Source organism: Flavobacterium sp. KACC 22761 (assembly GCF_034058155.1).
GTDB lineage: Bacteria > Bacteroidota > Bacteroidia > Flavobacteriales > Flavobacteriaceae > Flavobacterium.
In genome coordinates, this window is record NZ_CP139148.1 from 1,348,451 (window position 1) to 1,365,201 (window position 16,751).

The following is a 16,751-nucleotide window of genomic DNA, read 5'->3' on the forward strand; positions in this document are numbered from 1 at the left end:
TTCATCAAATTAACTTCTTTTAATTATGGATTGATTGTCCAAGAAGCAAACCACATCTGACCAATTGCTCCGGCACCAATTACTTGAATATAATCTTTTCCGAAAAGGTTAGTTGCCCCAACTTTAATAACTGATTTAAGTTTTGGCAAAGCATAATTCACTTGCGCATCAAGAACAGTATTTTCTGGAATCATTCCGTCTCCGAAAGAAGATTGCCATAAATACTCTGTGTTCCATCTCACATTTACATTAAATCCTAAATTCTTAGCCACTTTTGCATTTCCAAGAGAAGCTTTAATTCTGTGTTTTGGAGTGTTAAATCCAGCCACGAAACCTGGATCTTCTGATTGATCAAAGTCAAATTGAGCGTAGTTGTAGTTTACACCAACTTCGAAATCTTTATAAACTTTTTTAGACAAACCAACTCCAAAACCAAATGATGAAATTTGTGCGGTTGTGTTTGTATAAACTTGATACACTCTTCTATCTCCAAAAGCTAATGCAGCGTAAGTCATTTGAACATTTGGATCTGCAGGATTTGTTCCTACCGTACCGTAGTAAGGAGAAATTACTCTTGCCGTATTCATAAAGTCATTATAGATATTGTAATAAGCATTCAAATCGATTGATAAATCATTTTGAACCACAGAACGGTATCCAACCTCAAAAGCTTGAACTTGCTCCGGTTTTACTAAACCAATATTAGCCACTTGAAGATCCGCAGGATTTGCCGAAGCAGCAAAAGCCTGAACCGAAGCTAATGTATATGCATTGTGATATGCATTTTGACCTGATAAATTAACTGTTGCAGGAACTCCCAATGCTTGACCTGCTAAACTTACCGGCATAGTTTCTTGGAATCTATCTAAGTTTTCTGGTGCAGAACCAATTAAAGCGAATGGCCCTAAATCTAAACCAATATACTGATCTTGTGTTGTTGGGTTACGGAAACCTGTTTGATAAGATGCTCTGAAATTATGTCTTTTTGATTCTCCAGCAGCATAGGTAAACGACACTCTTGGCGAAATATTTCCATCAAAATTCTGGCTTTTGTCATAACGCAAAGATCCTGTAAATTTCAATCTGTCGTCTAACCATTTTTTTTGCAATTGAGCATAAGCTCCGTATTCTTTGTAATTGATTGGACCGTTATAATCAGTAAAAATTGTTCCTTCAGAATCCATGATGTATTTTCTCCAAGAACCACCTACTTGAATTTCCGCCCATTTAACTAAATCCCTGAAATTATAATTCACATCTGAGTGATATAATTTAGAATGATCGATAAACTTAGCTCCTTGTGTTAAATCTGGATTTTGAATCACAGTAGCAAGCGCATTGTTAAATTGCGCAGAACCTGGCTCAAATCTAGGAGAACCTGTCGGCTTTGGAAGGAAAGAAAGCGCAGGAGGAAGAATATTGTAGTCAGCAAAATTTCTCGCAATAGCCGCAGACTCATTTGCATTTGTTCCCATTACCGCTCCAGAATATTGATAAGCTGTAGCATAATTAGTAAACCATTCTTGATCTGATTTTGCCGCTCTGTTTACGTTCCAAGCTGCGAATCTCATATCATAAGAATCTCCAGCATCTTCACTTGTAAAATAAACTCTACCAAAGAAATTTTTACCTTTTACCTCAAATTTCCCTTGTTGCATTAAGAAATCTTTTAAAGCATATCTGTTCGCTCCTTGATAAATCGTGCTTCCCGTACCAATTTTATATTGCAAAATAAATTCAGTATCATCTTTCCATGGCTTGAAATGCGCACTGAAATCGGCTTTCATACTTCTAACTTTGTTGTCGGTCAAATCTTGCTCACGATATCCAGTTCTACTTACTTGTCCAACATTCGGAATAAAAGTAGTCACCTCGTCACCGTAGATATTCAATCCATCATAATTCTGATTTACCGCATGACTGTCACCTCCAGCCGTCATACTTCTTTTGTCTGCAGCAATCCATTCGGTCGCTTCCATATAAGTAAAATTAGCTTTCATAGCAAAAGTTTCTGTAAATGCTTTTGCAGCTCTAATTCCGAAATCATTATAATCATTAGTTCCGGCAGCATCCTGAGATGTTTGTCCGTATTTATAGTAAACGCTAATTCCTTCATTTGTAAAAGGGCTTTTACTGCTCATAAACATAATACCATTAAATGCATTTGCTCCGTAAAGCGCCGAAGATGCTCCAGGCAAAAGCTCAACACTTGCAACATCAATATCTGATACACCAATTAAATTCCCCAAAACAAAATTTAATGCTGGCGATGAGTTATCCATTCCATCAACTAACTGCATGAAACGAGTATTTGCAACCGTAGCAAAACCACGCGTATTGACTGATTTAAATGAGATACTGCTGGTATTAAAATGCACCTCTTTCAAATTCTCCAAACCATCGTAAAAAGTCGCGGCCGTAGTATTTTTAATTTCCTGAATCCCCATTCTTTCAACTGTTACAGGCGATTCGATGATTCTTTCAGGAGTTCTGGAAGCCGAAACTACAATTTCATCCAATTTATTCTCTTCATCCTTTAGTACGACATCAATTTTTTGACTTAAAGACGTAACACTAATTGTTTTTGTTTCAAAACCAACCGCAGAAACCTTAATAGTAAAAGGTGGTTTTGAAGTGGTATTCAACTTAAACGTACCATCAAAGTCAGTTGAAGTTCCCGTTGAACTTCCTACAACATTAATGTTGGCACCAGGAATAGATTGTTTGTTACTATCGGTAACAGAACCAGTAATTGTATTCTGCGCAAAAGAAACTCCACAGAAAAACAACATAATCAGCAAATAGATTCTCATTTGGGTTAGGTTTTTGGTTAGTTTATCTAGCCAAAATACAAATATTTTTGAGATTAATAAAAAAACGTTAAAAAAAATTAATATAACGCATAAATATTGTTAGTATTTTAACTTTTTCTCATTATGTTTTATTCAATTAACAGCAAGAACAAGGCTTTTCAAATCTTAAATAGTATGCATACATATAAAATTTGACTAAAAAATTGAGGATTTAATAAAAATACAGGGGGCAGAAAAAAAATCTGATAATAAAAAAAAGCGAGACCTAAATCTCGCTTTTTTAACATACTTACAATTACCTTTCTCTAAACAGCCTTTTTTCGGTTAGAATCAATAATCAAAAATAATAGCTATAAAATACACTTTACAATTGGTTTTCCGAATCTGTTATAGATAAAATACTTGTTGAAAATATTCTGACAAATGATTGCAATAACAATAAAATCTAAATTAACAACAACATTTTTAACTTTATAATCTTTTTAATTGCATTACTTTTTCTAATAAAGGAGCCAAGCCACTTTCTGTAATTGTATCATTATTCCAAAAACTCATGCAACAGCTTACATAATTGTCCCGAACTTTACATGCAACGTAAAAAATAGTGAGCTCCTTTCCTCCTGACATAGATGCAAGCAACGATTTTGTACCTGTAAAACTATATTTTATCTTTTTTGCCTTTGTTTCAGTTCCTTCAAAAATTACTGGAATTTCTTCTTCAGAAATAATTTTCCCACCTTTTCTAATTCTTGTTGTCTCTAACTGATTCGTAATTGCTTCTTTTGCACTTTGATAAGTACTATGAACAGACCAATTCATTTCGCCATAATAAGGACACTGCACAGTATTTACATTTGTCCAATAACAATTGCTTCCTAACTTTATTTTCCTTCCCGCAAAATCAACACTATCAATTGTCATTGATTCAAAGACGTGATCAGGAATTTCATTATTTAAAATTCTGTTTATATAGCTCCTTTCAAATTCTTTATCTGCTGTTCTATACCTATCCATTCCATCACCATAAATACCTCCAAAAAACTTTCTCTTTTGAAACGGTGAACCATCATTTTCATACATAACTGAGAATTGGTTCTAATTTGTTTGTTCGATAATATTTGTTTTTATGTAAACGTGCGATCTTTTTCCATTATTGATACTTGTTAGGGTATCTCCTTCTTTACTCAATTTATATTTAATAATTATATATTGTCCTCCTTCTGCAATCACAAAAGTTTCATAGCTCATCAAATTTGTATTAAAATTGTAATAATAATAATCCGTCGGTATCCTCTTTAAATCTCCTTTTTTTAACTCTTTAGTACCAAAACTAAAAGCATGTCCATTTTTGCAAAATTTTTTATAAATATGCCAGTTTTCAAAATTAGAATCTTTAATCAAGGCATCATTTTCATAATATCCATAATATGCATACATTTTTGTCGTATCTAACATTTGAGGAAACACAAAATTCTTTTTATCTTTTAATGAATATCGTGGGTGTTTTGGTAGAAAAACACCCTCTTCATTTTTATAATATGCAATACAAGAATTTGCTGTCAATATTATTAATATTAAAATAAAAGCTCTTACCATGTTGTAAAAATATTAGATGTTTTATATTGAGAATATCCATTCCAATCACCACTCTGCATTTCAAACATTCGCTGATTTGCAATAAAAGTTCCATGAATTAAAACATTTTGTATTGCATGTCTTATCCATTCACTATTTGCTCCAAGTCGGTATGACTTGTAACCAAAATAGGCTGCTCCCATTCTATAGGGTGTTCCTCTCTCATTAACAAATCCATTCTTATAGTACTCTCCATATCTTCCCCTCGAACTATATCCTAATTCACCACCAGGCAAACCTTTCTCAACTTCGTAATCATCTTTTGTTCTAGCACCTGTAAACAAATTAAATCCAGTTGAAAAATTACCTACACTTAATGACAAAGCTGCTGTTCGATATTGATCATTTCCATCTCCTGAAAATCCTGAGAAAGGTTTTCCATCATTTTCATAAAAAGCTCTAAAATCTCCAAAATGCAGCCCAAGCGCCCCTGTCTGTTGTTTAAAATCTCCACTCCAAAAATTACTACCTAAACTTACTCCGGTTTTACCATCATCATAAGCTGCTAAAATAGATTTTCGAACTTCTAATCCATTCTTTCCAAAGCCATTGTAATTACTGTTACTCATTATACCAACCCCTCCAGAAAAACTAAAATCTCCTGCATTATAAGTTGCTGATACACTTGCTCCAATACCCATTGTATTTCCAAAAGCGATTGAAGGAGAAATATTAAAACTCCAGTCACCAACTTTAACTCCGTATGCTGGTGCCATAGCAGACACAAATCCCGTTGCTACAGCATTACCCACCGAAGAACCAATAAGACTGGCAGGATTTAAACCACCTGTAATTCCTCCTATAACAGCTCCTCCTAATATTGACGTTCCAAACTTACCCCAACTCCAATCTCCAGTTTGTATTGCTTGCACTACATAACTTGTGCCTCCAATTATCGCCCCTATTAGTGCGCCAACAGCAATTGGCGCCCAAGCAAACTCACCACTTGGATCTGTATATTTTAAAGGATTATTTAAAACATAACCATAACGATTATAGTTCTGTGTATTAAATGGATCCTGCACAAAATTATCAGGCTGTAAAAAACGATGCAGTTTTGGGTCGTATATACGCCCATTCATATTTATGAGCCCTACACTCTGTAAATGCTCATGGCCTGTATAACCGCGATCAAGAATAGCGAGTCCGGCATAGTAATTACCAGCCCCATCTTTGACTTCAATAAGCAAGCCCCAAGCATCAAAAAGTCTTTTTTCAAGTACTTCCCCTTTATCATCTGTTATACAAACAATACTCCCTTGATAATCTCTTTGCAAATACAAATAGTTTTGTGTAGTACCATCACTTTTTACGACAATTGGGGCGCTATAGCCATCTCCGCCTAGATAGGTTAGAAACTCCAATACCCCTGTAACAATATTTTCTTTGATCTCCATTGTGCCATCAGCAGAATAATATTTGCGCAATGGTCTTTCTAATTTTTCATCTTGAAGACCACCATAAAACATGGCAGTACGGCTATTGAAATCATTGTAATTAAAACTTATTTTATCTACTCCAGCTTCTTCAATGCTAACTGGACTTTTAAAAGTATTATAAGCAATATTTAATGATTTCTCTGCAGCATTTGGCACATCGGTTTTTATTATTTGTAAATCATCAAACCATACATTTCCTTTTCCTGTACTGCAAACTCTAAGACGCACACTTTTAATAGTTGGAGGAAGGTAAACTGTTTGGGTTAAAAAAATCCATTTATTTATATCAGGCGTATTAACTTTATAAGAAATTTGATAGTTATATCCTGTATTAGTGCCGGTATACGCAAACAAATTTATTTCTGCTACCGGTCCATCACTATATACCCAGCCAGAAAAGGTATACAAAACACTTATGCTATTATTAATTTCCAAAGCTGTATCACAAATAACATGACTGGTGATTTCGTTACCTATGCTTATTTTAAGCGAATTATTACCCGTGAATGCTTTAGTGTTATCAAAAGAAATACATTGAGGAGACTGCGGAAGTGTTGTCCAACCTGCTCTGCTTTCCATATCATCACTGAAAAAATCATTTTTTTGCACCTGCGCTTTTCTTAAAGGAGTATCAGTTCTCGATATCTGAATATCATCAAACCATACATTTCCTTTTGCTGTACTGCTTATTTTTATCCTAAGCCTTTTAATTTTAGCATCTACAGATATTGTTTGGGTAATATACACCCATTTATTTTTTTCTGTCGTTACAATGTTACCCAAGATTTTACTATTGTCAGGATCTGTATATCCAATCAGATGCAAACCTGGTGTTGGCGCATCACTATATACCCAGCCTGAAAAAGTATATTGTGTGCTTATTGTATTATTTATACTAAGTGAACTATCACAAAGTACACTGCTCAATGTAACATCTACAGTGTTTATTTTTATAGAAGAACTGCCTGAATGTGATTTTGCATTATCAAATGATATGCATTGCGGAGCCACAGCCTGCATTGCCCAGCCTGTACGTGATTCCATATCATCAATAAAAAAATCTTTTTTATTTACTGATCCTCTATTGTAATAGTACTCTAACCCTTTATCTGTAAGATCAACAGAGGTATTTTGATAAGGCTTTTGAGCATTATCGTATTTATAAACACCTAAATTATTTTGTATAATTCTGCCTTGATCATCATAATAATGGTAATCCTTTTGATTAGGAACCCTCTCGTTTCCTACTTCAATCAATCTATCTTGAGCATCATACCTAAATGTATCTAATGGTTGAAAAGAAGTATTACTTCTTTTTGTCAGATTACCTCGTTTTGAATCAAAAGTTGTATTTAAAGCTACAATATTTGTTGCCTCTTTTGTTTTGTCATATTGATATCTCTCTGGGAATCCATATAGATCATATTTTTTAGTAATTGTTGTTGGCCCACTTTGAGCATTTAGCAATTGTCCTCTTTCGTTTACCTTATCAACCTGCCATAAAACCGTATTGTCTGCATTGTCTAATATTTGCCAATGAGAACCGTTTTTATAAACATTTTTTATCGTTTTATTGCTCGATTTCCCTCCTGTCGAAGCAGTTGAAGCTTCTGTTTCTACTCTTCCAAAAGCATCATAAGTTATTGCCTTAGTAAAAACAGCAAATGAGGTATTTTCTACTGTTTTAGTAATTCGTTTATAATTATCATAATTATATTCGTTTATAATTGCATTGGTTCCATTGCTTAAATCTTCAAACTTAGAGTTTAAGAGCAATTTTGACGAAGAATCATATGTATATATAGTTTTAGATTTTGTATTTGTACCCGAAATTCCTTTTTGAATTATCTTGCCTACTCCATCAAGAACATAAGTCGTTTCCCCATTTGGTGTAGTCTCTTTTAAAGTCTCTCCAAAGTTATTGTATTCATAAGTATATGTTCCAGCAGATGGATCAATCAATTTTGTTTTTCTTCCCCAACCATCTTGAAAGATGGTTGTTTTACTGCCGTTGTATTCTGATTCTTTTAAATTGCCATTGGCAAAATAAGTATACTTAATAATCCCTCCTGGAGTATCTGTCATTGAAACCACATTACCAATAGCATTTTTGATACTAGTTTTTGTTTTTAAACCATCACTTACTGTTGTGGTAAGCCCCGAATAAACTATACTGGTAGTTTTACCTGTAAAAGATATGCTTTGACTATTTCTGCCATATTCATCAAATTTTATTTCATTCCATTGCATAGGGGATGAGCTAAAATAGGGTTCACTTACTTTATAATTTCGATCATAGATGTCATACAAATAGTCAACAAATGAAAATGAACCATTAATATCCTTAACTCCAGATTTTATTTTTCTGCCTAACTCATCAAAAGTTTCTTGACTAGAACTGCCATCATCTGCGGTTGTTGTAACTACTGTCTGATCAACACTACGTGTATAAATGTAATTTTGAGTTTTTCCTAAATAATCAGTTGTTTTTATTTTTTTAAACCAAGAATCATAATCGTATGTGGTTTTTAATCCAAACGGATTTGTCTCGGATTTTACCAATCCATTATTAAAATTGTAATCATAAATTGTAGACAATCCTTCTATATCTGTACTTTTGATCAAGAATCGACCAGAAGGATCATATGCATAAGTCGTAACTCTCGGCTCCGCTCCCGGTGTTGAAACAGTTTTTTTTATAACATTCCCATAGGCATCATATATGTTATCTTCTGTTATATAATCAGTATTTGTTCCTTTCTTTTTAACCTGAGTTAATAAATTGTTCGAAAATGAATACAACTCTTCGGTTGTCATTATGTCTCCTGAAACTATAATACTTTGATTTTTACTAGCTGGTCTTCCCACTACATAAGGGGCTGATGAAGGAGCAACATAACTCAAATCTGAAACTGTAGTTTGTATAGTTGCTCCATCTTCCTTTAATAAAGTAATAGACTTTAAAGGATTATTATAATTATCGTACTCTGTTTTGGTTTCGCTGCCTGTATTTTCTAAACCATTAAATTGTTTTTGTTCTAGAACTTTAAGCTTAAAGACTTTATTACTTTGTAGTGCATCCGAATATAAATTATACAAGTTAGTAGATTTTGTAATGTAGCTCTTCGGTATGTCAGGAGAATAGACCAGTCCTAAAACAGTGTAATTTTCTGTATTTGCACCTCTTAAACTAATATCACTTTTCGAAATTGCAGAAATGATTTGAGAATAATCTTTGTACCAATTGGTTTTTGAAATAGTGCGAAAGCCAAGAAAACCAAGTCCCTCATTATTTGAAACTGCACCTGAGTAAAAATAAAGCTGTTTTTTATCAACATTTTTACTCTGCTTTGCTAACATTGAAACGATCTTGAAGCTTGATGCAGCTATAATATCTATATTTGGGAAAGTTTCTACTAATGAAGTTGGCGTATAAATAGGCTCATAAGGATCTTGTTTTAATGGTTTATAGGTTATTGCTTCCTTTACTCCATTACCATTTGTAATTCCCTTTAATAAAACATCCTCTCTATTGTCTTTTGGACTCTTAAAAGATTTAATCATGTTATCATAAATCACACTGTACTCCAAATTTTGATTTACTTGATTATGATTCGTAAAAATTGGAATGGAATTTCTTCCTACTCCTGCAAACTCCTCTTGAGCCTCAATACCAGAAAACTTGACTTCATTATCAGTCACTTTTATATTTTCATATAAAATCAATTTCGTTATTATTGGAGATCCCGTTTTCCCAAAAAAACCATCTTGGGCAGCTGTTAAATTTTGTTGGTACAAAATATCCGTTTTTCCATCGCCATTATAATCATTCGCAATATATGTACTCTCTTTTAAGCTATATGGATATCTCATAACACCATCATCTCCTTTAACTTCATAATAGCCTACATTTCCATATTCATAACGTACCCCAATAGAATAATTGATTTTTTTAAACGCTGTTCCCGTAGCAAGATAAAAATTCCAACTATCTTTATTTAATTCATTTGGTATTACAAAATCTATTTTGCCATCACCGTTATAATCGCCTAACAATATTGGCCTATCCAGAACAATAGCTGTATCTGCTACTGTATTCTCATATAAAAGAACAAGCTTATTCTCTTTATTTAAAGAATATACTTTTATAAAATTATTTTCTAAAACATAAATATCTGATCTACCATCACCATTAAAATCAGCAACATATATTTTATGATTTGATGCTAATTCGTTTTTTAATGTTCCTGTATTCGTTAAAAAATTAGTTCCATTGTCTCCTTTTAAATCTATTAAATACACATTCCTTGATCTAATGGTTGTAGATTGTGTTAAACAACGTTTATTTCCATCATCTCCACAATAGCTTAGTGTAGTGTTACCTTTGTCGATAGCTATTACATCCGTTAATCCATCTCCATTAAAATCGCCTGAATAAAATTCTTTAGGAAACATAGTACTAGAACTATTAACAATTTTACAGCTCGAATTACAAAATTCATCGACAACATCTAAAGGAAAATCGACAACTTTTTCATAATACTTAAAAGTAGGTGATGTTGATCCTATACCGTGGAAAGAAAAAGTACATTTATTATTGTTTTTCTTTAAAATCATCCATCCTTGGGGCAACATTTTGTTATCTTCACTTAAAAAATTAGCAGGAAAAATATTTTCAAAAGCCCCAACAACATCTTGTTTGCCAGGAGTAAATCCTCCCGAAATGATATTTGAAAATAATACATACTTATCTTTTAGTCCAGCTATCTTTGAATATAATAAAAAATCCGTCTTCCCATCATCATTAAAATCACCTGATATATAGTCACTATTCAAATTATCTAATCCTGACCATCCCAATGTTGCTGCCATACTTGCTTTTAAAGGGCTATTAGCAACCGAATCATCATAACTAAACGTCGTTGGATTATAGCTCTTTAAATTATCACCACTTTTTTCTGTAATAGATTTCAAACGATCATAATTTAGGGATGTTGCTTCGTGTGCTAAAACATAATTTCTAAAGCCTAATCCATTCCCAATAATGTTAATTTCTTTGAGAATTGTATTTCTAATAATGCTGAGACCTCCTAGGTAAGACTGTTCAGTACGTTTCCTCGCATCATATTTAAACTTAATTTCATTTACAGGTGTTGCAGTTGCAATACTACCATATTTTATAGATATTATATTTAATACATTATTAAATGTATTGTCAGATGCAGAATAATCATAGCTTATTCTCACCCCTTGAGCATTTTCCCAATAAGTAATTGCCCAATCTGTTACAGATCGAGAATCTGATGAATTCCCATAATATGCCTTTGAGCCATCAGGATATTCAACCAAAAAATAAGCTGGACCATACTTTGCTCCCAACGAATTAATACCAAAAGAGGTTATTTTTAAATTGGAAAAACTTTCTGTTTCGTAAACTGTTCCATTAGCTCCATAAACTCCACCTGTTCCATTTTTGACTAGTAGGCGTTGCCCATCCAATGCAAATCGATCGTTCACATCTATATTAATACCTCCAACTATATTATCATGAAATTTAGTTGCTGGGATTCTAGAAATAGTAGAGATTCCAGAAATGCTCCAGCCATAGCCTGCAACACCATTCCCACTTTGACTATTATATACTAAGCTAATTTGTGGAACAACTCCATTTATCCCTGGAGGAACTGCAATAGGAATTGTATAATTTGCTGCACCAGTAAGCGATACAGACAACTCTCCTTCTGTAATTCCAACCTCTGTTGACTGCCCAAAACCAAACAAACCAACTAACAAAAACAATAGACTAATATAAAACTTTCTCATACCCAATTATTGTTTAATGATTTTAATAGACTTTTCTCCGCCATCTTTATAAGAAAGCAGTACTAGATAAACCCCTGTAGGATATTGCTGAAAAGGAATGTTTAAATTATGTGCACTAGAATTAATCTGGAAAGTGTGCAACACTTGTCCTGTTGTGGAATAAACATGTACCAAAGCCACATAATTATCTCCTGTCAGTTGCCATTGCAAATACAATTCTTCTTTTACTGGATTGGGGTAATAAGAAATTACGTCATCGAGTGAGAATTTTTCTAAATCATTTTCAGTTAGAGCATCGGCTTGTACAATTTTTTTTGCAGATTTATCCATACAATTAATACATAGTATTCTGGTAATCTGATTTCCCGCCTGATCGTAGCTGAAGTTGAGCTTAGTTTGAGCTATGGAGAAAAAACAACAATGAAGAAAAATAAGGAGTAGATATTTTTGCATGGCTTATAAAATTTAATACATTTCTTACAAACATATAAAATAATTATATTCCTACAAATTTTATCTTAATTTTAACAAACGACCACAAAAAAAGCGAGACCTAGATCTCGCTTTTTTAACATTTATATGTCGTAAAATATTATTCTACTGTAACTGATTTTGCTAAGTTACGCGGTTGATCTACGTTACAACCTCTCATAACTGCAATATAATACGAAAGCAATTGCAATGGAATTGTCGTAATAAGTGGTGATAATGCATCTGAAGTTGCTGGAATTTCAATAACATAATCAGCCAATTCACGAACTTGAGTATCACCTTTTGTAACAACGGCAATAATTTTACCACTTCGAGATTTAATCTCCTGGATGTTACTTACAATTTTATCATAATGACCTTGACTAGGAGCAATTACAATAACCGGCATATGCTCATCAATCAAAGCAATCGGGCCGTGTTTCATTTCGGCTGCAGGATAACCTTCAGCATGTATGTATGAAATCTCTTTTAACTTAAGAGCACCTTCAAGTGCAACTGGGAAGTTATATCCACGACCTAAATAAAGACAGTTTGGCGAATCTTTAAAAGCCGCAGCAATTTCTTTTGCTTTATCATTTGTTTCTAAAGCCTCAGCTACCTTTTCAGGAATTATTTCTAACTCTTGCAAGTAAGCATGGAAATCGCTGTTTGTCAAAGTTCCTTTTGCTTTTCCTAATTTCAACGCAATCATAGTTAAAACTGTGATTTGAGTAGTAAAAGCTTTAGTTGAAGCCACTCCAATTTCTGGCCCAGCATGTGTATAGGCACCTGCATGGCTTTCTCTTGAAATAGAAGAACCTACAACATTACAAACTCCAAAAACAAAAGCTCCATTTTCTTTTGCTAATTTGATCGCCGCCATTGTATCTGCCGTTTCTCCTGATTGAGAAATTGCAATCACAACGTCATCTTTGTTTATAATTGGATTTCTATATCTAAATTCAGAAGCATATTCCACTTCAACTGGAATACGGGTAAACTCTTCAAAAATGTATTCTGCTACTAAACCTGCGTGCCATGAAGTTCCGCATGCTACAATCAGAATTCTTTTTGCGTTTAAGAATTTCTCAAGATTATCTTCAACACCCGCCATTTGAACAATTCCTTCATTTGCATGGAGTCTTCCTCGGTAAGTATCTTTAATTACGCTGGGCTGTTCGTAGATTTCTTTCAGCATGAAATGATCATAACCACCTTTTTCAATCTGCTCCAAGTTCATTTGAAGTTCTTGAATATAAGGATCAACTAATGAGTCATCTTTTATTTTTCTAACTTTAAGAGGCTTGTGCAATCTAATATTTGCCATTTCACCATCTTCAAGATAAATTGCATTTGAAGTATATTCAATAAAAGGTGAAGCATCAGAAGCAACAAAATATTCGCCATCACCAACACCAATTGCCAATGGGCTTCCTAGTCTTGCTGCAACAATTTCATCAGGATTTTTTTTATCAAAAACCGCAATTGCATAAGCTCCTACAACTTGATTCAAAGCAATCTGAACTGCTTTTCCTAATTTAATATTTTCTTTTTTCTGAACTTCTTCAATTAAGTTTACTAAAACCTCCGTGTCTGTATCCGATTTAAAAGTATAACCTCTCTTGATTAATTCCTCTTTAAGCGGTGCATAATTCTCAATAATTCCGTTGTGAATAATAACTAATTCCCCAGAATTAGAAAGATGCGGATGCGAATTCACATCATTTGGCACTCCGTGGGTTGCCCAGCGTGTATGCCCAATACCAATCGTTCCGTTTGTTTTCAAGTTTTCTTGTGCCTTAGCTTCAAGATCCGAAACCTTACCTTTTGTTTTACAAAGTTTTACTCCAGATTCGCTGTCAAATAACATAACACCGGCACTGTCATAGCCTCTGTATTCGAGTCGTTTTAATCCTTTGATAACAATAGGATACGCCTCTCTATGGCCAATATATCCAACAATTCCACACATATATATTTATTAATTTGGTTTCGTGTAGTAAACTTCAAGTTTCAGTCTTTTATCTTCCGGAACATTTGAATTTCCGCCAAATAATATAGTCCCTAACGGACCCATAACTGAACCTCTAGGCGCATCTGTAAAATATTCAACTGGGTTAGTTCCTGGTATTGCTATTTTATTTTTCAATTTGTTAGAAGTGATTACACCAATATCTTCTGTTACAGCCAATCCTAATTTTACATTAACTGCCGTGGTATCTTTTATAAGATTTCGAACATGATTTGTAATTCTCACCTTATAGTAATTTCCTCTTTTAGTATTGGCATCAATATTAAGAATACCTCCAAAAATATATTTTGTAGCTTTCGGATTGTTTGCTAACGCACCAGTAGTTCCATCAGAATAATCTATTAGAGGAACATTATTTGTCATATCATAAAGATAAACCCTTTTCGGTTCTTCTGCCTGAAGCCCGTTTGCATCTTTAACTGCCATTTTATCCGCATCGATATTAAAGACTAAATTCACCTCATTGATCCTCCAGTTTTTAAACCTAAAATCATGCCTCATTTCATCCAAAACATCCGGAACACCATTAGGCTTATTGACTAAAACACCACTTTTATTATAACCTATCGCATCTGTTTTACCAAAAAGTTCGATTATAGTAGTAGATCCCTGGCCTCCTTTAATGTAAAGGCTTTGATCTCCCTGTGTCCTGTTTATGTTTGATTCACTTATTGCGCTAGCATAACTAGCACTTTTTGCGTCTTGTTGAAGACTTGCTGTCGCACCGGTCAAATTAATAGTGATGCTCTTGTCTTCTGTCGCATCTCCATCAGTAGTAATAGCTGTTTTTGCTTTGTATTTAATGACAATTTTACCTGATTTTGCAAAATCTATTAAAGCCAGATTCGCTGGACTACTTCCTGATCTTTCTACTTTAAAATACAATCCTCTAAACCAATCTTGAAATACAGTTGGATTTGCCAACTTTTCAGCAGGAGCTTTCAAAATCTTATTCAAAAAGAAATCGCTATTCAGCATCAATCGCATTTCTGGAGTCACTTTGGTTAAAGTAACTTTTCCGTTTGCATCAACAGTCTTATCTGTTATTTCAGCATTATCAAAGAAAAACTCGGAATTTTGTTTTTTACTGCTAGCATCATTTAATCTTGAACCCATTTTATAGGTGTCAAAAGTTGTATTTTGATCTGTATAATACAATTGTGGCAATTGTGTGCCGTTATCATAAAAATTGCTACGCATTGCAACGCCTGACTCGTAAATGCTTAAATTTAATTTTCCATTTGCAGGTCCGAAAACAGAATCTAATTCAAATGTACGCTTTCCAGCAGCATCAGTAGACACAACATGATAAAAATAAGGAACACTCAAATAAACACTATCAATTTTTGGTTCTTCACCAATTGTAGGAGCATATTCCGCCAAACTTACCTGAGTTGCATAATTTCCAGTTGTTGTCCCTAAAACTGGATTATCATAAATACCCAAGGCATTTGTAGCCAAACCGTTTGACTGAACCGGTGTTACTTCTTGATTATAAGCTAAAACATCATATTTCTCTGGTGTCAAATCGAAGTGATTATCTCCAATTATATCATCACCAATCGCATTAAAATCTCTATCGCAGGAATATAAAAAAACAACCGTAGCTGCCACTAGAATTTTCTTAATAAAAGAAGTATTATACATGTTTAAATTTAAAGTTAATTAAAGACCCATTTTTCTATAGAAATTTGTATACGCCTCAGCGAACGCATCTTTCGGGGTGAAAGGTAAAAAAGGTTTTCCTGAAGATTCTATAAATTTTGTTAAACTTGGGGAAACATTTTCAGATGCAATAATAACAGCATCTGAATGCAATATACTTGCTTTTAAAACATTCTCATAATTTGGAACTTCCAAATCAGCAACAGATTCATGAGGCACACCATCAAATTTAACTTTGTTGATCATTTCCATATCTAAATTCTCATCGAAAGACTGTCCGTAAACCGATGTTACAATTTTAGTTTCGGAAAATAGAGCTTCATTTTTATAATAATGCTTCATATAAATAGGAAGCATTGCTGCCAACCATCCATGAACGTGAATAATATCTGGGACCCAATTCAATTTTTTAACAGTTTCAACAACTCCTTTGGCAAAAAAGATCGCACGCTCATCATTGTCAGGATACAACGCACCTTCTTCGTCAGCAAAAGTTGCCTTACGCTTAAAATACTCATCATTATCAATAAAATAAACCTGAATTCTTTCTTTTGGAATTGAAGCAACTTTAATAATCAATGGCATATCTAAGTCATTCACTACCAAATTCATTCCAGAAAGCCTGATCACTTCGTGTAATTGATGTCTTCTCTCGTTGATATTTCCATATCTTGGCATGAAAATTCTTATCTGACCTCCTTGATCATTAATCATTTTCGGAACGTCATAAGACATTAAAGAAACCTCATTTTCAGCCAAATAAGGCACGACTTCAGATGATACATATAATATCCTCTTATCTTTCATAATAGTATTTTACTTAATTTTTGGTAATAAAAACGTCGCAAAATTACAAAATTTTATGCAGTTTAT

At 33.6% G+C, this 16,751-nt stretch carries 8 protein-coding genes; all 8 read right to left on the bottom strand.

The window, feature by feature from the left end:
* Positions 1-23: 23 nt before the first annotated feature.
* Positions 24-2,813 (bottom strand): TonB-dependent receptor domain-containing protein, encoded by a 2,790-nt coding sequence (locus SCB73_RS05960; RefSeq protein ID WP_320569176.1) that lies wholly within the window; start codon positions 2,811-2,813, stop codon positions 24-26.
* Positions 2,814-3,284: 471 nt separating this feature from the next.
* Complete coding sequence (locus SCB73_RS05965) at positions 3,285-3,893, bottom strand: hypothetical protein (RefSeq protein WP_320569177.1); 609 nt, start codon at positions 3,891-3,893, stop codon at positions 3,285-3,287.
* 15 nt (positions 3,894-3,908) lie between these two features.
* Positions 3,909-4,409 (bottom strand): hypothetical protein, encoded by a 501-nt coding sequence (locus SCB73_RS05970; protein ID WP_320569178.1) that lies wholly within the window; start codon positions 4,407-4,409, stop codon positions 3,909-3,911.
* Positions 4,403-11,710: a polymorphic toxin type 23 domain-containing protein gene (locus SCB73_RS05975; protein WP_320569179.1), complete on the bottom strand. Its 7,308-nt coding sequence runs from the start codon at positions 11,708-11,710 to the stop codon at positions 4,403-4,405. Before SCB73_RS05975 ends, SCB73_RS05970 begins: the two co-directional genes overlap by 7 nt.
* A 6-nt stretch (positions 11,711-11,716) precedes the next feature.
* Complete coding sequence (locus SCB73_RS05980; protein WP_320569180.1) at positions 11,717-12,040, bottom strand: T9SS type A sorting domain-containing protein; 324 nt, start codon at positions 12,038-12,040, stop codon at positions 11,717-11,719.
* Positions 12,041-12,302: 262 nt separating this feature from the next.
* Positions 12,303-14,153 (bottom strand): glutamine--fructose-6-phosphate transaminase (isomerizing), encoded by a 1,851-nt coding sequence (gene glmS, locus SCB73_RS05985; protein WP_320569181.1) that lies wholly within the window; start codon positions 14,151-14,153, stop codon positions 12,303-12,305.
* Between the two features lie 9 nt (positions 14,154-14,162).
* The gene (locus SCB73_RS05990; RefSeq protein WP_320569182.1) at positions 14,163-15,860 is read right to left on the bottom strand and encodes a DUF4270 domain-containing protein; all 1,698 of its coding nucleotides are present in this window, start codon (positions 15,858-15,860) and stop codon (positions 14,163-14,165) included.
* Positions 15,861-15,878: 18 nt separating this feature from the next.
* On the bottom strand, positions 15,879-16,685 hold the full coding sequence (locus tag SCB73_RS05995; protein WP_132987792.1) for a glycogen/starch synthase: 807 nt from the start codon (positions 16,683-16,685) through the stop codon (positions 15,879-15,881).
* Between the last annotated feature and the right edge of the window lie 66 nt (positions 16,686-16,751).